This window comes from Mycobacterium sp., assembly GCF_049683935.1.
Taxonomy (GTDB): Bacteria; Actinomycetota; Actinomycetes; order Mycobacteriales; family Mycobacteriaceae; genus Mycobacterium.
Genome location: NZ_JBAUJR010000115.1, coordinates 1 through 20,212 on the forward strand (window position 1 = coordinate 1; position 20,212 = coordinate 20,212).

Sequence of the window (20,212 nt, forward strand, 5' to 3'; positions counted from 1 at the left end):
GGCGACGCGTATGGCCGCGTCCGCCGCATGGTCGACGAGCACGGCGAGGACGTCAGCGAGGCGCTGCCGTCCCGGCCGGTGCAGGTCATCGGCTTCACGTCGGTGCCAGGAGCAGGCGACAACCTGCTGGTCGTCGACGAGGACCGGATCGCCCGGCAGATCGCCGACCGGCGCAGCGCGCGCAAGCGCAACGCGCTGGCCGCCAAGACACGCAAGCGCATCAGCCTGGACGATCTGGACGCCGCGCTGAAGGAAACGTCGCAGCTGAACCTGATCCTCAAGGGCGACAACTCCGGCACCGTCGAGGCGCTGGAAGAGGCCCTGTACGGGATCGAGATCGACGACGAGGTGGAACTGCGCGTCATCGACCGCGGTGTCGGCGGTGTCACCGAGACCAACGTCAACCTGGCGTCGGCATCGGACGCGATCATCATCGGGTTCAACGTCCGTGCGGAAGGCAAGGCCACCGAGCTGGCCAACCGCGAGGGCGTCGACATCCGGTACTACTCGGTGATCTATCAGGCGATCGACGAGATCCAGAGTGCGCTCAAGGGCATGCTCAAGCCGGTCTACGAGGAGAAGGAACTCGGCCGCGCCGAGATCCGGGCGATCTTCCGGTCGTCGAAGGTCGGCAATATCGCCGGTTGCCTCGTCACCTCGGGCATCATGCGGCGCAACGCCAAGGCCCGCCTGTTGCGCGACAACGTGGTGGTGGCCGAGACGGTCACGATCTCGTCGCTCAAGCGGGAGAAGGACGATGCCACCGAGGTCCGCGAAGGTTATGAGTGCGGTCTGACTCTGACCTACAACGACATCAAGGAAGGCGACGTCATCGAGGCGTACGAGCTCGTCGAAAAAGCACGCACGTGATGACCAGCAGCCATGGTTGATGTCGGTCGGGCGCGCAGGCTGTCCAAACGCATCGGCACGGTGGTGGCGTCGGCGATCGAGTTCGAGATCAAGGATCCCCCGCTGGCCTTCGTGACCATCACGGACACGAAGGTCACGGGAGATCTGCACGACGCCACGGTGTACTACACGGTGCGCGGCGAGACGTTGCAGGAGGAACCCGACTACGCGGCGGCCGCGGCGGCGCTGGAGCGGGCCAAGGGCACGCTGCGGAGCAAGGTCGGTGCGGCCACCGGTGTGCGTTTCACCCCGACGCTGGCCTTTGTCCTCGACAAGGTGCCGGAGACCTCGGCCCACATGGAAGAACTGCTGGCCCGTGCGCGGGCGGCAGATGAGGATTTGGCTAGGGTTCGCCAAGGCGCCAAGCATGCCGGTGACGCCGACCCGTACCGTGTAACCGGGGCGGAGGACACAGCAGACGTGGGGCCGGACGCTGAGGACACTGGTGACCGCAACAGAGACGACGACTGACGCACTGGTGACCGGTGCGCGCGTCGATGCGCGTGCCGCTGCTGCACTCCTTTCGGACGCCGACTCCGTCAGCGTGGTCTGTCATGTCTTCCCCGATGCCGACACCATCGGTGCAGGGCTGGCGTTGGCGTTGGTTCTCGACCGCGCGGGCAAATCCGTCGAGGTCAGCTTCGCCGAGCCGGCGCAGCTACCGGAATCACTGCAGTCGCTGCCCGGCGGTCACCTGCTGGTGGCCTCGCAGGATCTTCGTCGTGACGCCGACCTGGTGGTCACAGTGGACATCCCGAGCATGAACCGGTTGGGCGCGTTGGGCGATTGCGCTGCGCCCGGCCGGCCGGTGTTGGTCATCGACCACCATGCCTCCAACAATCTGTTCGGCACCGCGAACTACGTTGACTCGTCCGCGGATTCGACGACGATGCTGGTCGCCGACCTCCTGGATGCCTGGGACAAGCCGATCGACGCGGACGTCGCGCACTGTCTGTACGCGGGTCTGACCACCGACACCGGTTCGTTCCGTTGGGCGAGTGCCCGCGCGCACCGACTTGCGGCGCGTCTGGTCGATCTCGGCGTCGACAACGCGGCGATCAGCCGCACCCTGCTGGACACCCACCCGTTCGCATGGCTTCCCATGCTGTCGCGGGTCCTGGGATCGGCTCGGCTGCTCGCCGACGTCGCCGACGGCCGCGGCCTGGTGTACGCCGTGGTCACCCACGAGGAGTGGTCCGGCGCACGGCCGGAGGAGGTGGAGAGCATCGTCGATATCGTCCGCACCACGCAGCAGGCCGAGGTGGCAGCGGTGTTCAAGGAAATCGAGCCGCGGAAATGGTCGGTGTCGATGCGCTCGAAGTCGCTCGACATCGCCGCGGTCGCCAGCGAGTTCGGCGGCGGCGGCCACCGCCTCGCCGCCGGCTATTCGGCGGTCGGCAACGCAGACGACGTGGTGCAGGCGCTCGCCGATGCGCTGGGCTGACTCCGTCGACGAACGCCTTGGCTGACGGGACACTCCAGCCGGCGACCAGTCGCCGAATCGCCGCGCTGGCGTTCCCCGCGCTGGGAGTCTTGGCCGCCGAGCCTCTCTACCTGCTCTTCGACCTCGCCGTCATCGGCCGTCTCGGCGCTCTGAGCCTGGCCGGTCTGGCGATCGGCGCGTTGATCATGGGTGTGCTGAGCTCTCAGCTGACCTTCCTGTCCTACGGCACCACGGCCCGTGCCGCACGGTTCTACGGGGTCGGCCGCCGGGCTGCGGCGGTCGGGGAGGGGGTGCAAGCCACCTGGCTGGCGTTGGGCATCGGCGTCAGCATCGTGATCGCTGTGCAACTGACCGCGGACCCACTGGTGTCCGCCCTCGCCGCCGGCGGTGAGATCGCCGAGGCGGCACTGCCGTGGGTGCGCATCGCCAGCCTGGCGGTACCGGCGATCCTCGTCGCCGCGGCGGGCAACGGCTGGATGCGTGGCGTCCAGGACACCATGCGGCCGCTCCGTTATGTCATCGTCGGTTTCGCAGTGTCCGCGGTGCTGTGTCCAGTGCTGGTCTACGGCTGGTTGGGGGCCCCGCGGCTGGGCCTGCCCGGCTCGGCGGTCGCCAATCTGATCGGTCAGTGGCTGGCCGCGGTGTTGTTCTTCCGCGCGCTGTTCGTCGAGAGGGTCCCGCTGGGGCTGCAGCCCTCGATCCTGCGCGCGCAGGTGGTGATGGGCCGCGACCTGGTGCTGCGGACCCTGGCGTTCCAGGCGTGCTTCGTCTCCGCCGGTGCGGTCGCGGCCCGGTTCGGGGCGGCCGCTGTCGCCGCACACCAAGTCGTGCTGCAGCTGTGGAGTTTCCTTGCGCTGGTGCTCGATTCACTGGCCATCGCGGCACAATCATTGGTCGGCGCCGCGCTCGGAGCGAGCCAGCTGGCGCACGCGAAATCGGTGGCGTGGCGGGTGACGATCTTCTCGACAGTGGCCGGCACCGTGCTGGCTGCGTTGTTCGCGCTGGGGGCCTCGGTGGTGCCCGGAATCTTCACCGATGACCGTTCGGTGCTCGACGAGATGAGTGTGCCCTGGTGGTTCCTGGTGGCCCAATTGCCGGTAGCCGGAATCGTCTTCGCCATCGACGGGGTGTTGCTCGGTGCCGGTGACGCCAAGTTCATGCGCAATGCGACGCTCGTCAGCGCCCTGGTCGGATTTCTGCCGATGATCTGGTTGTCGTTGGCGTTCGGATGGGGGCTGCTGGGGATCTGGATGGGCCTGAGCATGTTCATGGTGCTGCGGCTGGTGTTCGTCGGTTGGCGGGTGCTCTCAGGGCGCTGGCTGGTCCCGGGAACGGTGTAGCTCAGCTTCTCCGGGCGACCGCGGCCCAGCCGAACGGGTTGGTGCGCACCTGCACGTCGTCGATCTCCACCGACGTGAGCTGCGCGACGGTCCTGCTCAGAACGTCCGTGGTCGCCCCGTACCCGGGGCCCACCTCGAGGACGTCATCGCCCAGTTGATGATCACCGATGGCCCACGGCAGGATGACGTCGCGGATCATCGCACGCCACTCGTCGCCGCCGCAGCATTGATGCGCCTGGTTCACGGTCGGAGCCTAGGGCCGGACGCCACTCACCGTCCATACCTCTGCGCGGCCGGCTCCGTGGCAGCGGACCCGTAGATCCACCAGCCCTGCCGTACGGCACAGCGCCGCAAAGGATTCCGCTTGCTGTGCGGTCCAGCCGTGACTGGCGAACCCTGTGGCGTCCGGCGGTGATCGACGCTCGACGGCAAGCAACCGGCCGCCGGGCGCCAGCACCCGGTGAACCTGTGCCAAACCCGTACCGACATCGCGCCAGTGGTGCACGGTCGACAGCGCCCAGATGACCGAGGCCGAACCGTCGGCAACGGGAAGGTCCTCGGCACTGCCCTCGGCCCACGTGACGGCGGTACGTCGGCGCGTGACTGCCCGGGCCAGTCGCAGCAGGGGAGCCGACGGGTCGATGCCGGTGACGTGCGCGCCGCGACGGGCGGCGACCCTGGCGGCAGTGCCGGGGCCGCAGCCGATGTCGACCACATGGTCGGCCGCCGAGACCTGCGCGAGGTCGGCTGCCAGTCGGGCATTTCGACGGCCCGTGAGCAAGAACACCAGCCCGAAGAGAGTGCCGGTGATCCCGGCGAAGCCCGGGTGGTCACCGTGGTGGTTCACCGGCATAGGGGACGATTCATCGCTCATGGAGTAGACCTTGCCCGTTCAAGCCGGGTTGAAGTCAAATGGCGGTATGGACGTGATACCGATCAGCGAAGCCGCATCGCGGCTGCAGATGACGCCGTCGGCGTTGCGGTACTACGACGAGCGTGGGTTGGTGCGCCCGCGGTCGAGGCGGTCAGGCCGCCGGATGTATGGCATCGAGGAGCTACGCCGCTTGGCATTTCTCAAGATCGTGCATCGGCTGGGGCTGCCACTGGACACCGCGGCTGCCGTGCTCGACGCCCCGAGTGAGCAGTGGCGCGACACAGTCCGTGACCAGATCGACGAACTGGACCGGGTGATCGCGCAGGCGCGGGCAGCGCAGCAGTTCCTCACACACGCGTTGCACTGTCCGACTGAGCACCCCGCCCGCGAGTGCGCCACCATGAGAGGTGCCTTGGACGGACTGCTCAATGGGATGAGTGTGGAACAGCTTGCCGCCGAGCACCCTCCGGCCGAATGACGCGGGCTGGCGCGATCAGTCCGCGGCCGTCGTGCTGCCGAGCAGATCACGCACCCGGTTGGCGACCCGGATGAATTCCGGGCGCTCCATGCTTTCGGCATAATCCCGCTCGGCAGGCAGGTCGACGTCGAGTGTCTCGACGACTCGACCCGGCCGCGGACTCATCACGACCACCCGGTTGGCGAGGTATACCGCCTCGGCGACCGAATGGGTCACCAGAACCACCGTCGTGCCGGTTTCACGCCAGATACGGTGCAACTCGACGTTCATCTTTTCGCGGGTCAAGGCGTCGAGAGCTCCGAACGGCTCGTCCATCAGCAGCACGCTCGGTTCGTGCAGCAGCGCCCGGCACAACGAAACACGTTGCTGCATACCGCCGGAAAGCTCATAGGGCAGCGCGTTCTCGAACCCGGTGAGGCCGGTCATGTCGATCAGCTGGTCGCATCGGCGCTGGGCGACCTGACGCGGCATGCCGCGCATCTCCGCCTGCAGCAGGATGTTCTTGCGGACCGAGCGCCATTCCAGAAGCGCAGCGCGCTGGAACACGTAGCCGATTTCGCGCTGCGGACCGTCAACGCTGTTGCCGCGCAGCCGAACCGTGCCCGACGTGGACTCGGTCAGGCCGGCGACGACCTTGAGCAGCGTCGATTTACCGCAGCCCGAAGGGCCGGCGATCGACACGAACTCGCCGTCGGCGACCCGCAGATCGACATCCTCGATCGCGGTGACGGTGGCACGTTTCGACGAGAACGTCACGTTCAGGTTCTCGATGGTGATGGCGTCAGAGGTCATGGTGGTCCTCGGCGCGGTGATGGATGCGGTGGTCATATCGTGGCTCTCCCTACTGCCCGGCATTGGGGGCGAAGGACGACGCCCAGTACTCGCCAGGGTCTTTGGCGCTCTGCAGCAGTCCGGCGTCGCTGAGCGTGGCGATGGTGAAGGTCCAGTCCTCCTCGGCGTTCGTGCCGGGGGCCTGCCCGGTGGTGGCCGGAGTGCTCAGCAGCGGAATGGTCTCCTGCCACTGCTGGAGCAGCACATGCTCCGGGGGCGTCTGGGGGTCGACGCCGACCATGGCCGCGACCGCGGCTTCAGGATTCTCGATGGCCGCGGCGTAGGACTCACTGGTGGCATCCAGCATCGCCTGTACCAGTTCCGGGTTGTCGGCGATCGTCGAGTTGTGCGCGATCAGTCCGTTGCTGAAGAAGTTCAAGCCGGCATCGGAGTAGCGGAAGTAGCGCATCTCGCGGCCACTCTTGTCGGCGAGGTTGGGTCCCTGATCGTGGGCGAACCCGATCAGCCCGTCCACCCGGCCGGCCAACAGGGCCGCCATCTTTCCGGCCGAGTCCAGGTTCTGTTGGCCGACCTCATCGGGGTTCAGGCCGACGTCGGCCAGGAACAGCGGGAATGTGGTGGTGGGCGCATCTCCGGCAGATACCGCGATGGTGCGGCCCGCCAGATCGGCCGGTTCCTCGATCCCGGAGTCGGCGAACACCTGAACCGCCGACGGAGTGGTCTGCAGGAAGACCCCGATGCTCTTGATGTCGACGCCCTGGTCGATGTTGCTCAACACCGCCGCGGTGTCGGACCAGCCGAAGTCGACCTGCTGACCGCCGACCGCCTGAGCGGTCCTCGTGGACCCCTGGCCGGGTTCGATGGTCAAGTCGATGCCGTGGTCGGCGAAGATGCCTTCCTGCACGCCGTAGTACAGCGGGGCGTGCTCACCGTAGGGATACCAGTTCAGCATCAGCGTCGCCGGTGTCGTCGAACCTTCGGCTCCGCCGTCTGCGGCGGGGGTGGTCTCCGATGGGGTGCTGGTGCCACCGCAGGCGGTGATGGTCAGCATCGCGGCGGCTGCGGCGGCGATGGCCGCCATGGTACGTCCTCGAGTCAAAGTCATTGGTATTACTCCTGATTCGGTGTTGGCGTCGCGGTCAGGCGGCGGTGGAAGCGGAATTCACGGTGCGGCGCGAGGCGTGCCACGGGATCAGCAGCCTTTCGGCGATCTCGATGATCGCGAACAGCACGATGCCGAGGATCGACATGATGATCAGCGCGGAGAACAGCATCGCGGTGTCGAGGTTGCCGTTGGCCTGCAGGATGACGTATCCGAGACCTTCGTTGGCGCCGACGAATTCGCCGACCACGGCGCCGGTGACCGCCAGGGTGGCTGCCACCTTCAGCCCCGACATCAGCTGGGGCAGTGAAGCGGGAAAGCGGATCTTCATGAACGTCTTGAACCTGCTCGCGCCCATCGTCGAGGTGAGCTCGAGGATTTCGGGGTCGACCGAGCGCAACCCGGCAAGCCCCGAGATGACGATCGGGAAGAAGGCCATCAGGACAGCCACCAGGATCTTCGGGGACGGTCCGAACCCCAGCCACACGACGAACAGTGGCGCGATGGCGATCTTCGGGATCACCTGGGCGAACAGGATCAGTGGGTAGACGGTTTTCTCCAGACTCGCCGAGTAGACCATCACCACGGCGACGAGCACCCCGACGATGGCGGCGATGACGAACCCGATCACCGTCTCCCAGGCGGTCACCCAGGTGTTCTGCGCCAGGTAGGCGGCGTTCTCCTGGGTGACGCGCCAGGTGTCCGCGGGGGACGGCAGGATGTAGGGCGCCACCAGTTCGGCCTCGGTGACCGCCCACCATCCGGCGAGGAGCGCGAGTACCAACGCCAGCGGTCGCCACAGGTTGGCCGCGGTTCGGCGCACCGGGAAACTCGGCCGCCAGGAGCGTCGTCGGGTGGTGGTCGGCGGGGAGGCCGACCCGGAGGGGCGCAAGCCCGCCGATGCGGTTATCGCCATGTGGAATGTCCCTTGGTTGCAGTGCTCGAGTATCGGGACCCGAGTGGGAATGCGCTTTCCGAAGCGGTTCCGACGATAACGTGACCCAGCGCACACTGTCAATCGATTCCCGGCCTGAGCCGCAAACCGGCTGGTCAGAGAAGTTTGGTGCTGTCGCGGAGCACAACCTGCCCCGCGACGCGCTCCCGCAGACCGTCGATGTCCGAGCACAGCGCCAGTTCGATCGCCCGGGCGCCGATCTGCTCCAAGGGTAGGGCCACCGTGGACAGGCTCGGGGTGTGGTCACGCAGCGTGGGGATGTCGTCGAAGCCCGCGATGCACACATCCCGGGGCACCTGGAGTCCCAGTCCACGCCAGGCCGCGATGGCGCCGATCGCCATCACGTCGGTGACGGCGAACACGCAGATCGGCGGGCCGCCGGCGTCGGGATGGAGCTGCAGGGCGGCCGCGAGTCGTCGCGCGGCGGAGTACCCGCCGTCGCGGGTGAAGTCACCGGACACCTCGACCAGCGGGGTGAGTCCGCAGCGTCCCAGCGCCTCGACGAATCCGTTGCGCCGGTCCACTGCCGTCCGAATGCTGCCGGGGCCGCCGATGATCGCGAACTGGGTGTGTCCCGCAGCCACCAGGGCGTTCGCCAACTCACCTGAGGCCGAATGGTTTTCGGGCTCGACGGCACTGCCGAACGCCAGTGGCTGGCCGATGACCACGACTCGTCCGCCGTTGTCCTGGTAGCGGCCGAACTCGGTTTCCAGATCGCGGTCGAGGTGCCCACTCTGGCGGGATCCGGCAAGGACGATCGCATCGGCGCGGTGGGCGATGAAGGTGCTCACCGACTCCCGTTCGATGTCGTAGTCACGTTCGGTGCTGGCCAGCAGCACCTGCTTGCGGGCGGTCCTGGCGGCCGCCTGGACGCCGCGGGCGATCGACGAGAAGTACGGGTCGGCGATGTCGTGAACGATCAGGCCGAGGAGTCCGGTGGATGCCCGTGCCAGGGCCTGGGCCTGTGCATTCGGCACGTAGCCGAGTTCTCGGGCGGCGGTGCGGACGCGGTCTGCCACCCCTTCTCCCGGAATCCTGCTGGATCCGTTGAGCACCCGCGACGCGGTGGCCTGTGAGACGCCGGCCCGCACCGCCACATCCTGGAGTGTCACCGCCGCCATGTTCGCTGCTCCCGCTCTCGAGTGCCGTGTTGTCGCCGCGGGCCGCACCGGTGGCCGACGCGGTCCGGGTTGACCGTGACGCCTGTACAGCTTACGCTGGAAAGCGCATTCCGAAGTGCTGACACCACGTTTCCTCTCCCCTGAGGTGCGACTGGTGCAGGTCAATCGACAGCACGCGCCGGTGGCGGCCGAGATCCGCCGAGGTGCACGGACAAGGAAGCTTCCTGATGACTTCACCGACATCATCGTCGACGCCCCCTGGAAACGGTCGGAGAACACTCCGCATCGCCATGAACGGCGTCACCGGGCGGATGGGCTACCGCCAGCACCTGGTGCGCTCGATCCTTCCTCTGCGCGACGACGGTCTGTTGCTCGAGGACGGCACCCGCATCGACGTCGAGCCGATCCTGATCGGCCGCAACGCCGACAAGATCGCCGCCCTGGCCGCGCAGCACGGCGTCACGGAGTGGACCACCGATGCCGCGTCGGTGATCGCCGACCCCACGATCGACGTGTACTTCGACGCCCAGGTGACGTCCCGGCGGGTCGAGGCGCTGACGTCGGCGATCAAGGCCGGAAAGCACGTGTACACCGAGAAGCCGACCGCTGAAACCCTCGCGGAGGCAATAGAACTGGCCCGGATGGCGGAGAACGCCGGGGTGGTGGCCGGCGTGGTGCATGACAAGCTGTACCTGCCGGGCCTGGTCAAGCTTCGGCGGCTGGTCGACGAGGGATTCTTCGGACGCATCCTGTCGATGCGTGGCGAGTTCGGCTACTGGGTGTTCGAAGGCGACGGCCAACCCGCCCAGCGGCCGAGTTGGAACTACCGGTCCGAGGACGGCGGCGGCATCACCGTCGACATGTTCTGCCACTGGAACTACGTCATGGAGAGTCTCCTGGGGCCGGTGCAGGCGGTGACCGCGCGTGCTGTCACCCACATCCCGACGCGGTGGGACGAGGACCGCCGACCCTACAGTGCGACCGCCGACGACGCCGCGTACGGGATCTTCGAGATCGACGGCGGCATCGTCGCTCAGATCAACTCCTCCTGGGCGGTACGGGTATACCGGGACGAACTCGTGGAGTTCCAGATCGACGGCACGCACGGGTCCGCGGTCGCCGGACTGAGGCGCTGTGTGGCCCAGCAACGGGCGCACACCCCCAAACCCGTCTGGAATCCCGATCTTCCGGTGACCGAGCCGTTCCGTGACCAATGGCTCGAGGTGCCGGCGAACGCGGACCTCGACAATGGCTTCAAGCTGCAGTGGGAGGAGTTCCTGCGCGACGTCGCCGCCGCGCGGCCCCACCGGTTCGGATTGCTGTCGGCTGCCCGCGGTGTGCAACTGGCCGAACTCGGCCTGCAGAGTTCGGCGCAGGGGCGTCGCCTCGAGGTCCCGGAGATCGTGCTGTGACGGCCACCACCGACCCCGCGACCACCGCGTCGGTGCTGTTGCCGTCGGGTGTCGGGCTGGATCGTTATCACCTGGGCGAGCCGGGGCAGTGGCGTCGGCCCGTCGCCCCGATCACCTCCCGGGTCGTCTACGCCGCGGCACACGTGGTGCCGAAGACCCTGGCGGACAACACTCCCGGCGCACCTGCCGAGCTGGACTGGGACACGACGATGGCATACCGCCATGAGCTCTGGTCCTACGGGCTCGGAGTGGCCGACGCGATGGACACCGCCCAGCGCGGCATGGGCCTGGACTGGGCCGCCACGCGTGAGCTGATCGAACGCAGTGGGCGCGAGGCCGCTGCCGTGGGCGGTCTGCTGGCCTGCGGTGCAGGCACCGATCAGCTCGGAAGCGGCGACGTGCCCGGAGGCGCTCGCGGGCTGGCTGTCATCACCGACGCCTACCGCGAGCAGATCGACGTGGTGCGTGCAGCGGGTGCCCGGGTGATCCTGATGGCATCGAGAGCGCTCGCAGGAGCGGCGTCCTCACCCGCGGACTATCTGTCGGTCTACGGCAGCCTGCTCGCCGAGGCCGACGCTCCCGTGATACTGCACTGGCTCGGCGAGATGTTCGATCCTGCGTTGCGCGGCTATTGGGGGAGTACCGACATCAAGAGCGCCACAGGGGTATTGCTGAAACTCATCGAGCAGCACGCCGACAAGGTGGACGGTGTCAAGGTGTCGCTGCTCGATGCCCGGCACGAGGTCGAACTGAGACGGGCGCTGCCCGCCGGCGTCCGTATGTACACCGGTGACGACTTCAACTACCCCGAGCTGATCATCGGTGACGACCAGGGTCACTCCGATGCCCTGCTCGGAATCTTCGCCGCGATCTATCCTGCTGCGTCGACGGCGCTGCAGGAACTCGATGCCGGCAACCGGGACATCGCGCAGAACATTCTCGAGTCCACCCGGGCGCTGGGCCGTCACATCTTCGCCGCACCCACGTTCTACTACAAGACCGGCATCGCGTTCCTGGCGTGGCTCAACGACCACCAGCGTGGCTTCACGATGGTCAGCGGACTGGCCACGGGACGCTCCGTGAGCCACCTGTGCGAGGTCTTTGTGCTGGCCGACCGTGCCGGACTGCTCGCCGATCCGGATCTGGCGGCGCATCGGATGCGAGAGTTCCTGTCGGTCAACGGAGTCGGCTGATGTCGAATCCGTTCGCCAGGTTGTCGCTCAACACGATGACCACGAAGAACTGGACCCTGCGTCAGGCTGCGGAGGTCACCGCGGCGGCCGGCCTGCCCGCGATCGGTGTGTGGCGTGACCGCGTCGCCGAATCCGGAGTCGAGCTGTCGGCAAAGAGTCTGCGCGACAACGGATTGCGGGTGTCGTCGTTGTGTCGGGGCGGATTCCTCACCGGAGTCGACGATGGTCCGGCTGCCGTCGATGACAACCGACGGGCCATCGACGAGGCCGCCACCCTCGGCGCCCCCGAGCTGATCATGGTGATGGGCGGCATCCCCGATCGCGACCTCGTGGGCGCGCGTGCCCGGATGGCGCAGCGGCTGGCCGACCTCGTGCCCTACGCGGCCGAACGTGACGTGCGGTTGGCTTTGGAGCCGCTGCACCCGATGTTCTGCGCCGATCGGGCGGTGATCTGCACGCTCACACAAGCTCTCGAGCTGGCGGCACCGCATCCGGCGCGGTCCGTCGGCGTCGTCGTCGACACCTTTCACGTGTGGTGGGATCCCGCACTGGCCGGCGCGATCGCCGCTGCAGGCGCTCAGGGCCGGATCAGCAGTTTCCAGATCTGCGACTGGCTGGTGCCGATGGCCGCAGACCCTCTGGTGTCACGCGGCATGATGGGCGACGGCGTCATCGACTTCGCCGCGATCGGCGCGCTGGTCCGCGATGCCGGCTACGTCGGCGATGTCGAGGTGGAGATCTTCAACGAGGCCGTGTGGGCGACCGACGGCAGCACTGTGCTGGAGACGATGAAGCAGCGGTACCACGATCTGGTGTGGCCGTCGCTGGCGGGCTGAGGAGCCGCACTGCGGGTCATGGCCGGACAGCGGACCGCAGTACCCCCGACGGAGTCGGACCGAGCGCGTCGGAGATCGCGTCCAAGCCGACCGGGTCAGAAACGATCGAGGCCCACGGGTAGACGTCGCGGGTCCGTGCCAGGAACCGAACCGCGGCGAAGAGGTGGTGTGGTTCGTAGTTGTGCACGCCGGTGATGGTCAGCCAGCCGCGGACCACCGCCTCGGGGTCTACTACCAGTGAGGGGCCCGGCAAGACGGATCCGGCCAGGATCAGCACGCCGCCGACGTCGAGTCGGGCCAGGGCGTTGCCGACCGCCGACGTGGCGCCGGTGTAGTCGATGGCAACGTCGACCGGACCACCTTCGTCGGGGACGCCGCCGAATCGACGTGCCAACTCGAGTCGGTGCGGATCGATGTCTGTGATCGACACCTCGGCGCCGGCATCGGCACAGGCTGCCGCAGCCGTGACGCCGAGTAGACCCGCGCCGCAGATCAGCACGCGGCGACCTACCAGGGTTCCCGCCGGGTCGAGCGTGGCCATCACCGTGGCCGTCGCGCAGGCCGCCTGTGCGGCAACCGCATCGGTCAACTCATGGGGCACCTCGGCCACCGCGATGCCCTTCGGCAGCACGATGTGCTCGGCGTATCCCCCCGAGAGGGGCCAGTCACCGTCGAACCCCTCGTGGCCGGTCTTGCGCACGAACAGGCATTTGGCGGTGCGACCGGAACGGCAGCGCGCGCACTGTCCGCATCCGACGGTGACTGACCAGACGATGCGCTGACCCACCCGCGCCGCGGCGCCGGCCCCGACCGCGACGACGTCGCCGACCGCCTCGTGGCCGAGCACCGAGGGACACGGCGCTTTTCGTCGGCCGCTCACGGTGTGCAGATCGCTGCCGCAGACGGTGGCCAGTCGTATCCGGACCAGCAGTTCTCCGTCGAGCAGCTCCGGGATGTCGACCTCCCGGACGTCGATGCCGGCACCGGTCCACACCGCTGCCCGGGTCACACGAGGCGCGACCGAATCCACCCTGACAACCTCTCGATGGCGTAGACCACGACGAAGATCACGAGCACGATCGCTCCGGCGACGTCGAAGTTCAAGGTCCTGATGGACTCGAACAGTAGGTAGCCGATGCCTCCTGCGCCGACGATGCCCAGAATCGTCGAGGTGCGGATGTTGACGTCGAACATGTACAGGCTCGAGCCGACCATGGCGGGCATGACCTGCGGTATGACCGCGGAGAACAACGTCTTCCACCATCCACCGCCCACCGAGCGCACCGCCTCCATGGGTCCGGAATCGATCTCCTCGACGGAGTCGGCGACCAGTTTGGCGAGGAATCCCACCGAGCCGATCGCGAGCGCACACGTACCGGCGACCGGCCCGAGTCCGAGCGCGGCTACGAAGATCACGGCCAGGATCAATTCAGGTACCGCGCGTACCGCCAGAATCCATCCGCGCGCCAGCCAGTACAGCGTGCCGTTGGGGGTGACGTTGCGCGCAGCCAGGATGCCGACCGGGATCGACAGCACGATGCCGATTGCGGTGGACACGACGCCGATCGCGACGGTTTGGGCTGCCGCGCTCCACAGCGCAGTGCCCACCGCGTCGAAGTTCGGCGGGACCATCCGGGTGAACACCTCGACCGACGGCCCGACCCACGTCAGCAACGACAGCGGGTTCAGCTGCAACACGATGAACGCGGCCACGGTGAGACCGGCGAGCACGCCGGAGGATATGAAGCGGACCGCACGGTCACGGCGCGGGTTGGACTGCGCGGGAACGAGCAGCGTTCTCCTGACGCCGATGGCGACCAGCTCCATCGCCACGATGAGTGCGAGGATGACGAGGACGATGCCCAGCGCGCGTGGATATATCAGCCCGCGAAGCGCATCCTGCAGCGCGAATCCGATACCGCCGGCGCCGACGAACCCGAGTACGACCGACATTCGGAGATTGATGTCGATGCGGTAGATGAATGTGCCGATCCATGACGGAATGACCTGCGGGATGACCGCATTGATCATCTCGCGGAAGTACCCCACCCCGGTACTGCGCACCGCTTCGCGCGGACCCGCGTCGGTCTGCTCGATGGCGTCGGCGAACAACTTGCCGAGCATTCCGATCGAGTGCAGCGCGAGCGCGAGAATGCCTGGGAGCACGCCGATACCGAGCGCGCGGACGAAGAGCACCGCGAACAACAGATCGGGCATTGCGCGACAGAATGTGATGAACGCCCGCGCGACCGCATATACGGCAGGATGCGGGGTGGTGTTGCGGGCAGCCATGAAAGCCAGTGGCACCGAGGCCACTGCGGCCAGCACCGTGCCCAGTAGCGCCATCAGCAGGGTCTCGACCGCCAGTCCTCCGATCCGGCCGGGGTCGTCCAGGCGCGGCGGGAACATGCGGTCGAGCAGCCGCCCGACCTCGTCGAGACCGTCGATCAGCGTGGTGGGCGCGAAGTCGATGTACCACGCCGACACCAGGGTGGCGATCACGGCAGCCAGGGTCAGGGCGGGCAGCATGCCCTTGCTGGGGAGCCCGACGCGGCGCCGCCGCTCCTCCGGCTCGACCGGGCGGTCGGCAATCGTGGTGCTCACAACTTGCGGGCAGTCGACGACGACTCCGAGAGTGCTGGATCGACGCGCTGGTAGATCTCCATGACGTCGTCGCGCGTCATTCCCACCGCCGGCCGGTCGAGCACCTTCTGGCCGCCGCGGAGGCCGACCAGGCGGTGCGCCCACCCCAGTGCGAGGTCGACCTGGTGCAGCGTGCACACCACCGTGAGTTTCTCCTCGATGCAGACCCGGAACAGCAGATCCATGACGACACCGGCATTCTCGGGATCGAGGGACGCCACCGGCTCGTCGGCGAGCAGCAGGCCGGGCTTCTGCATCAAGGTTCGGGCGATCGCGATCCGCTGCTGTTGTCCGCCGGAGAGCGTGTCCGCGCGGCGCTCGGCGAAGTCGGCCAGCCCGACGCGATCGAGATGACCCAAGGCCTGGGCTCGCATGCTCTTCGGGTAGGTCAGCGCGCCGTAGCGGGGCACCCGCAACTTGCCGAGACCCCCGATCAGGACGTTCTCCAGGCAGCTGAGTCGACCGACGAGGTTGAAGTGCTGGAACACGAATCCGACGTTGCGGCGCAACGCCCTCAGTTGCGCTTGCGAGGCCTTGTGCACATGCGTCCCACCGACCTCGACGGTGCCGGACGTCACCGGGTGCAGGCCGTTGAGGCACCTCAGCAAAGTGGACTTGCCGGACCCCGAAAGGCCGAGCAGCACCACCATTTCGCTGCGGTGGACGTCCAAAGACACATCGTCGAGCGCGGTGGCGTCGCCGAATCTCTTGGTGACGTTTCTCGCGGAGATGACGACGTCATCCCCGGCCACCTCGGGATGCAACAGATTGCTCATCAGCCCTTGCACTTTTCCGAGCCGGTGACCTCACACACCTTGCGGACGCCGTCGTAGTCGCCGTCTGCTGCGGGGACCACGCCCCAGGCCCGCTCGTCGGTGATCAGGCAGCCGTCTTTCTCGCAGAACCCCTCGGCCTCCAGGGCCTCGGCATTGACCTTGGTGGTGAACAGCGTGGTCAGCTTCTCGACGGCCTCGGGTCCGAGAGAGTCGTTGGCCGCGAACACCGAACCGGCGATCATCTCCGACTTCCACACCGTCTTGAGCTGACCGGGCTGAAGGTCGCCCTTCTCGATCATCGTGCTGTCCACCATGCTGTCGAACGCGAAGCCCGCGTCGCAGTCTCCGGAGGCGATGGACAACGCGGAGGCATCGTGGCCGCCGGCGTAGATCGGCGTCATGGCTGCAGAGATGTCGGCTTCCGAACCTGACTCGACCACGCCGGCCTCGATCAGTCCGGCGGTCGGGTAGAGGAAGCCAGATGTCGAGCTGGGGTCGACGAAACACACCTTCTTGCCCGCGAAGTCGGCCAGGCCGTTGATATTGCTTTCCTCCGAGCGGGCCAGGCCGTAGGACTGATAGCCGGGCTCCGCGCCCTTCTCGCCGATGACCGCGCCCAGCGGGGTGAGCTTGGCGCCGTTGAGGCCGGCGACGACGTAGGCGAATGGACCGAAGAACGCGAGATCGACGTTATCGGCGATCATGCCTTCGACCACACCGGCGTAGTCGGAGGCCTGCACGAACTCGATGGTGGACCCGGTTTCCTTCTCCAACAGCTTGATGAGCGGCTCGTAGCTGGCCTGGAGGTCGGCAGAATTTTCTGCGGGTACGGCGGCCAACGTCATGGTCGCCGGGAAACCCTGCTCGTTGACGGAGTCTCCGCCGGAGTCGGATCCGGAACATCCGGACAGCGCGAGTGCCAGGCCGGCAACTGCAGCAGCTGCGGTGCGGCCGTGTCGATGGAGGCGAGTGGTCATGTGTCAGGTCCTTTTCGGTTGGCTCGGCGGCTTTTTCGGGTCAGGCGGACAGGATGAGTTGGGGGAAGTCGGCGACGGAGTCGAGCACGTGGGTGGCACCTGCGGCGCGCAGGGTCGGCTCGTCGTGTGCCCCGGTCAGGCAGCCCACGACCAGCGAAGCGCCGGCCCGCCGGCCCGACAGGATGTCGCTCCCGGTGTCGCCGAGAACGGCCACAGTCGCGACGTCGTCGACCTCGAGTCGCATCAACGCGTTGAGAACCAGGTCCGGATAGGGTCGACCGCGGCCGCCGTCTCCTGGTGCCAGCGTCAGATCGGCCAGGGTTTCCCAGCCGAGCGCGGCGAGGATTCGCTGTTGGGTGGCGGGGCTGAAACCGGTCGTCAGCGCAACCTTGACGCCGGCCGACTGGAGCTGCGAAATTGCCTCTGCCGCACCGGGGATCGGTTTCACACCGCCGTCGATGTACTGGTCGTAGGCCTTCTCGAACGTGGTGTTGGCCTGCTGGGCGCGATTTTCGTCGGAGAACAGTGCGCGGAACACCTCGATCTTCGATTGCCCCATGGTGTCGAGCACGTACTGACGGGCCGTCTCGCGTTCGGTGCCTTCGGCGGGCACGCCGACCGCAGTCGCCGCCTCGTCGAACGCTCGGATGACCAGGCCGCCGTCGGCGACTGTGGTGCCGGCCATATCCATGACGGCCAACGAGATCGCGGTCATCACGCCCCGGTCCTGAGAACGGCGGCGAGGCTTCGGGTTCTTGGCATGTGAATACCCTGAGCCTTGGTATAGACCAATGCGTGCACCCGACGGTAACGGCGAGTGAACAAGTGATGGCGCTTTTGGTCTATACCAAATTTATGAGTGCACCCGAACGCCGGCCTTGAGGGGCCGAAGGTTGTGTGGGGGCTACAGTCCGACGAGGTCGGCGGTCTGCTCTCCGAGGGCCGGACCCAGCGTCATTCCGCGGCCGCCGGGACCGGTGATCACCCATACGACGTCGTCCGCCGCCGTCCGGCAGACCAGTTGGTCCGGGGCGGTGCACTGGCTGTAGACCCCGGCCCAGCGCTGCACGACCGGCGGGAGCGGCCGGCCGAGGAATTCTTCGACGACCTCGGTGAGGTAGGCGTACGGCGCCTCGTGGACGTCGAAATCGAACGGTTCTTCGTACGCGTGGGTGTCGCCGATGGTGAGTCCACCGTGCAACCGCTGCACGCACAACAGCTGCATATGGTTCTCACCGGCAACGAGGTGCTGAGGCTCGTTGTGCCGCAGTTCATCCAACGCCGATCCTTGGAACGCGGGGTAGTAGCGGAAGCTGTCACCGTCGGCGATCGCGGTGGTCAGCTGTTCGTCGAGCGGTGCTGTCTGCATCATCTGCAGCCGCACCCTGCGCACTGGCAGGTCGCCGGCGATCTCGCGGGTCAGCCCGCCGTGTGCCGCGCCGGGGCACACCAGAATCACATCTCCCTCGTGGCGATTGCCGCGGTCGTCGCGAACGGTGCGACCGGTGATCGACGTGGCTTCGGTGGAGGGGAGGAACCGGTAACGGCCGGTCGCCTCGAGGTAGGTGCGTATCGCCGGCAGCGCCTGCCGGGACTCGACTGCGGCGTCACGCGAACAGTGAAGCCCCCCGAGGAATTTGCCACGCAGAGCCGGATTCAGCGCCTGCACCCGATCGGGTTCCAGTAGTTCGAAACCCCGGGCCCCGGCATCCGGTCGCGCAGCGACGTCCTCGGCGACCGCGACCTCGCGGGGTGTGCGCAGCAACGTCAGCGATCCTGCCGGCCGGAAGCCGATGCCGGGAATCCTCCGGCCGAGATCTTCCCAGAGTTCACGCGATCGCAGACTCGTTTCCAGTTCGCTATCGGCGCGCCCCGAGACCCAGACCAATCCGAAGTTTCGCACCGTTGCGCCGCGTGCCTCGACCTCGCGTTCGAGGTGGGTGACCTGATGTCCACGCTTGACTGCTTCGAAAGCGTGTGCAGTGCCGAGGATTCCGCCTCCGATGACGATGACCCGCATCGAGCCCACCCTTCCTCGTCGATTGCGACGACACGGTGCCGCCCGGTGTCGTCGACGCGAACGGCAGATGAACAAATGGTATAGACCAATTGGGATATACTGTATCGCATGTCTGTGATCGAGGAAACCGCGGCGTTACTGGGATCGCTTCGCGGGCAATGGGATGAAGAGGCCGTCGACGAACTGGACCATGCACTGCAGTCCGCCGCCCACGCGCTCGACGACCATGCCGACGACGAGTTGGTGCTTGCCGCTGCCTTGCACGACCTCGCGCGCAGTCCCCTGGTCGATGGATCTGCGGTCGTGGGTCACGACCACATCGCGCGCGAATGGCTGACACCCCGGTTCGGGATTCGGGTGGGGTGGTTGGCGGGGGCGCACGTGGCGGCAAAGCGCTATCTGGTCGCTACGGAACCGGGCTACGGCGACGGCTTGTCGCAGACGTCGGCGCTGTCGTTGGTGCGGCAGGGCGGCGCCGGGCTCGACGACGAGTTCGTCCGGCATCCGTGGTGGCCGGACGCACTCCGGTTGCGCCGCTACGATGACGCCGCGAAGGATCCCACGGCGACAGGTGCGACAATCGGGGACGTGCTCACCATCGCCGAACGCGTGCTCGCGAGGGATGTTCAGCAACCACGATGACAGCCCGGTTGCCGAAGCCGTACGTGGTGCGGACGGCCCTCGACGAAATTCTCTCCAGCCTCGTCGAGGGCGACTCCGTGCCCCCTGAACGGGAGCTTGCACTGCGATTCGGGGTGGCCCGCGAGACCGTGCGCCAGGCGCTGCACGAACTCCTGGTCGAAGGCCGTATCGAACGGCGTGGCCGGGGCACCGTCGTGTCGCGGCCCAAACTCACGCAACCACTATCGCTGAAGTCCTACACCGAGGGTGCGATTGTGATGGGGCGGAAGCCCGGGCGATTCCTGGTCACGTGGGAGAACATTGCAGCCACTCCGGAAATGGCTGCCGCACTGGCCATTTCGCCCAAGCGTTCGGTCATGCATCTGGAGCGCGTGTTGCTTGCCGACGGCGAGCGCATCGGCCTGGAGAGCACCTATCTGCCCTTGCACCGCTTCGGTGACTTCAGGAAGACCTTCGACCCGGAGACGTCGCTGTACGCCGCCATCCGCGCTGCCGGTGTCCAGTTCGGCTCGGCCACCGAGCGGATCGAAACCGTGTTGCCGTCGCCGCGTGAAGCCGATCTGCTCGAGTCGACCACCGCGATGCCGATGCTGCTGCTGAACCGACGATCCGTGGATACCGACGACGAACCCATTGAACTGGTCCGCGCGCTGTATCGCGGTGACCGCGTCGCGTTCGAAGCCAAGCTGACGGACTGA

General features: G+C 67.1%; 22 protein-coding genes. 10 read left to right on the plus strand and 12 right to left on the minus strand.

The genetic code is table 11. The annotated features are described in order from the left end of the window. The 4 genes from WA965_RS06635 to WA965_RS06650 all read left to right on the plus strand — a co-directional run. The coding region (locus WA965_RS06635; protein ID WP_526447254.1) for a translation initiation factor IF-2 at window positions 1-870 on the plus strand (870 nt) is incomplete at its 5' end. A gap of 12 nt (window positions 871-882) precedes the next feature. Further along, window positions 883-1,380, plus strand: coding sequence for a 30S ribosome-binding factor RbfA (gene rbfA / locus WA965_RS06640; protein WP_178362304.1), 498 nt, complete (start codon window positions 883-885; stop codon window positions 1,378-1,380). Then, on the plus strand, window positions 1,355-2,353 hold the full coding sequence (locus WA965_RS06645; RefSeq protein ID WP_526303289.1) for a DHH family phosphoesterase: 999 nt from the start codon (window positions 1,355-1,357) through the stop codon (window positions 2,351-2,353). The genes rbfA and WA965_RS06645 overlap by 26 nt, the downstream gene beginning before the upstream one ends. Window positions 2,354-2,370: 17 nt before the next feature. Beyond that, window positions 2,371-3,693, plus strand: a complete 1,323-nt coding sequence (locus WA965_RS06650) for an MATE family efflux transporter (protein ID WP_526303288.1) — start codon at window positions 2,371-2,373, stop codon at window positions 3,691-3,693. A gap of 1 nt (window position 3,694) precedes the next feature. Here the strand turns inward: WA965_RS06650 and WA965_RS06655 are convergent, their stop codons facing one another. Beyond that, a complete protein-coding gene (locus WA965_RS06655; protein ID WP_526303287.1) occupies window positions 3,695-3,937 on the minus strand; it encodes a hypothetical protein in 243 nt (80 codons plus the stop codon). 9 nt (window positions 3,938-3,946) lie between these two features. Beyond that, the gene (locus WA965_RS06660; RefSeq protein WP_526303286.1) at window positions 3,947-4,567 is read right to left on the minus strand and encodes a class I SAM-dependent methyltransferase; all 621 of its coding nucleotides are present in this window, start codon (window positions 4,565-4,567) and stop codon (window positions 3,947-3,949) included. A gap of 46 nt (window positions 4,568-4,613) precedes the next feature. On the opposite strand from WA965_RS06660, the gene WA965_RS06665 reads away from it, so the two are divergent. Next, window positions 4,614-5,045, plus strand: coding sequence for a MerR family transcriptional regulator (locus tag WA965_RS06665; protein ID WP_526303285.1), 432 nt, complete (start codon window positions 4,614-4,616; stop codon window positions 5,043-5,045). 15 nt (window positions 5,046-5,060) lie between these two features. On the opposite strand, the gene WA965_RS06670 is transcribed toward WA965_RS06665, so the two are convergent. The 4 genes from WA965_RS06670 to WA965_RS06685 form a co-directional block, all read right to left on the minus strand. Next, window positions 5,061-5,873 (minus strand): ABC transporter ATP-binding protein, encoded by an 813-nt coding sequence (locus WA965_RS06670; RefSeq protein ID WP_178362309.1) that lies wholly within the window; start codon window positions 5,871-5,873, stop codon window positions 5,061-5,063. Between the two features lie 13 nt (window positions 5,874-5,886). Continuing rightward, entirely contained in the window at window positions 5,887-6,918 is a 1,032-nt protein-coding gene (locus WA965_RS06675) for an ABC transporter substrate-binding protein (protein ID WP_526303284.1), read from the minus strand. A 58-nt stretch (window positions 6,919-6,976) separates the two neighbouring features. Beyond that, a complete protein-coding gene (locus WA965_RS06680; RefSeq protein ID WP_178362311.1) occupies window positions 6,977-7,855 on the minus strand; it encodes an ABC transporter permease in 879 nt (292 codons plus the stop codon). Between the two features lie 134 nt (window positions 7,856-7,989). Then, window positions 7,990-9,015: a LacI family DNA-binding transcriptional regulator gene (locus tag WA965_RS06685; RefSeq protein WP_526447256.1), complete on the minus strand. Its 1,026-nt coding sequence runs from the start codon at window positions 9,013-9,015 to the stop codon at window positions 7,990-7,992. Between the two features lie 227 nt (window positions 9,016-9,242). On the opposite strand from WA965_RS06685, the gene WA965_RS06690 reads away from it, so the two are divergent. Genes WA965_RS06690 through WA965_RS06700 form a run of 3 tightly spaced genes read left to right on the plus strand, consistent with a single transcriptional unit; the run spans window position 9,243 to window position 12,456 of the window. After that, window positions 9,243-10,427, plus strand: a complete 1,185-nt coding sequence (locus WA965_RS06690; protein WP_526447258.1) for a Gfo/Idh/MocA family protein — start codon at window positions 9,243-9,245, stop codon at window positions 10,425-10,427. Further along, window positions 10,424-11,620, plus strand: a complete 1,197-nt coding sequence (locus WA965_RS06695; protein WP_526303281.1) for a DUF993 family protein — start codon at window positions 10,424-10,426, stop codon at window positions 11,618-11,620. The genes WA965_RS06690 and WA965_RS06695 overlap by 4 nt, the downstream gene beginning before the upstream one ends. Next, window positions 11,620-12,456: a sugar phosphate isomerase/epimerase family protein gene (locus tag WA965_RS06700; protein WP_526303280.1), complete on the plus strand. Its 837-nt coding sequence runs from the start codon at window positions 11,620-11,622 to the stop codon at window positions 12,454-12,456. The genes WA965_RS06695 and WA965_RS06700 overlap by 1 nt, the downstream gene beginning before the upstream one ends. Before the next feature lie 16 nt (window positions 12,457-12,472). Here the strand turns inward: WA965_RS06700 and WA965_RS06705 are convergent, their stop codons facing one another. From WA965_RS06705 to WA965_RS06730, 6 genes are all read right to left on the minus strand, one after another. After that, on the minus strand, window positions 12,473-13,486 hold the full coding sequence (locus WA965_RS06705; RefSeq protein ID WP_526303279.1) for an alcohol dehydrogenase catalytic domain-containing protein: 1,014 nt from the start codon (window positions 13,484-13,486) through the stop codon (window positions 12,473-12,475). Further along, window positions 13,462-14,985 carry a phosphonate ABC transporter, permease protein PhnE gene (gene phnE / locus WA965_RS06710; RefSeq protein WP_526303292.1) on the minus strand — a complete coding sequence of 508 codons (1,524 nt, stop codon included), beginning with the start codon at window positions 14,983-14,985 and terminating at the stop codon, window positions 13,462-13,464. The genes WA965_RS06705 and phnE overlap by 25 nt, the downstream gene beginning before the upstream one ends. Window positions 14,986-15,056: 71 nt before the next feature. Then, on the minus strand, window positions 15,057-15,875 hold the full coding sequence (phnC, locus tag WA965_RS06715; protein ID WP_526303278.1) for a phosphonate ABC transporter ATP-binding protein: 819 nt from the start codon (window positions 15,873-15,875) through the stop codon (window positions 15,057-15,059). Then, window positions 15,875-16,852, minus strand: coding sequence for a phosphate/phosphite/phosphonate ABC transporter substrate-binding protein (locus WA965_RS06720; RefSeq protein ID WP_178362318.1), 978 nt, complete (start codon window positions 16,850-16,852; stop codon window positions 15,875-15,877). The genes phnC and WA965_RS06720 overlap by 1 nt, the downstream gene beginning before the upstream one ends. 40 nt (window positions 16,853-16,892) lie before the next feature. Further along, window positions 16,893-17,567, minus strand: coding sequence for a phosphonatase-like hydrolase (locus WA965_RS06725; RefSeq protein ID WP_178362401.1), 675 nt, complete (start codon window positions 17,565-17,567; stop codon window positions 16,893-16,895). Window positions 17,568-17,756: 189 nt separating this feature from the next. After that, window positions 17,757-18,872, minus strand: a complete 1,116-nt coding sequence (locus WA965_RS06730; RefSeq protein WP_526303277.1) for a TIGR03364 family FAD-dependent oxidoreductase — start codon at window positions 18,870-18,872, stop codon at window positions 17,757-17,759. A gap of 108 nt (window positions 18,873-18,980) precedes the next feature. On the opposite strand from WA965_RS06730, the gene WA965_RS06735 reads away from it, so the two are divergent. After that, on the plus strand, window positions 18,981-19,514 hold the full coding sequence (locus tag WA965_RS06735; RefSeq protein ID WP_526303276.1) for an HD family phosphohydrolase: 534 nt from the start codon (window positions 18,981-18,983) through the stop codon (window positions 19,512-19,514). Next, entirely contained in the window at window positions 19,511-20,212 is a 702-nt protein-coding gene (locus WA965_RS06740) for a GntR family transcriptional regulator (RefSeq protein ID WP_178362321.1), read from the plus strand. Before WA965_RS06735 ends, WA965_RS06740 begins: the two co-directional genes overlap by 4 nt.

Bases quoted from the DNA above. Each gene is read 5' to 3' on its own strand.
- rbfA (WP_178362304.1), top strand. From the start codon at position 883: ATGGTTGATGTCGGTCGGGCGCGCAGGCTGTCCAAACGCATCGGCACG.
- WA965_RS06660 (WP_526303286.1), bottom strand. From the start codon at position 4,567: ATGAGCGATGAATCGTCCCCTATGCCGGTGAACCACCACGGTGACCAC.
- WA965_RS06665 (WP_526303285.1), top strand. From the start codon at position 4,614: ATGGACGTGATACCGATCAGCGAAGCCGCATCGCGGCTGCAGATGACG.
- WA965_RS06670 (WP_178362309.1), bottom strand. From the start codon at position 5,873: ATGACCACCGCATCCATCACCGCGCCGAGGACCACCATGACCTCTGAC.
- WA965_RS06675 (WP_526303284.1), bottom strand. From the start codon at position 6,918: ATGGCGGCCATCGCCGCCGCAGCCGCCGCGATGCTGACCATCACCGCC.
- WA965_RS06680 (WP_178362311.1), bottom strand. From the start codon at position 7,855: ATGGCGATAACCGCATCGGCGGGCTTGCGCCCCTCCGGGTCGGCCTCC.
- WA965_RS06685 (WP_526447256.1), bottom strand. From the start codon at position 9,015: ATGGCGGCGGTGACACTCCAGGATGTGGCGGTGCGGGCCGGCGTCTCA.
- WA965_RS06690 (WP_526447258.1), top strand. From the start codon at position 9,243: ATGACTTCACCGACATCATCGTCGACGCCCCCTGGAAACGGTCGGAGA.
- WA965_RS06700 (WP_526303280.1), top strand. From the start codon at position 11,620: ATGTCGAATCCGTTCGCCAGGTTGTCGCTCAACACGATGACCACGAAG.
- phnE (WP_526303292.1), bottom strand. From the start codon at position 14,985: ATGCTGCCCGCCCTGACCCTGGCTGCCGTGATCGCCACCCTGGTGTCG.
- phnC (WP_526303278.1), bottom strand. From the start codon at position 15,875: ATGAGCAATCTGTTGCATCCCGAGGTGGCCGGGGATGACGTCGTCATC.
- WA965_RS06720 (WP_178362318.1), bottom strand. From the start codon at position 16,852: ATGACCACTCGCCTCCATCGACACGGCCGCACCGCAGCTGCTGCAGTT.
- WA965_RS06725 (WP_178362401.1), bottom strand. From the start codon at position 17,567: ATGACCGCGATCTCGTTGGCCGTCATGGATATGGCCGGCACCACAGTC.
- WA965_RS06730 (WP_526303277.1), bottom strand. From the start codon at position 18,872: ATGCGGGTCATCGTCATCGGAGGCGGAATCCTCGGCACTGCACACGCT.
- WA965_RS06735 (WP_526303276.1), top strand. From the start codon at position 18,981: ATGTCTGTGATCGAGGAAACCGCGGCGTTACTGGGATCGCTTCGCGGG.
- WA965_RS06740 (WP_178362321.1), top strand. From the start codon at position 19,511: ATGACAGCCCGGTTGCCGAAGCCGTACGTGGTGCGGACGGCCCTCGAC.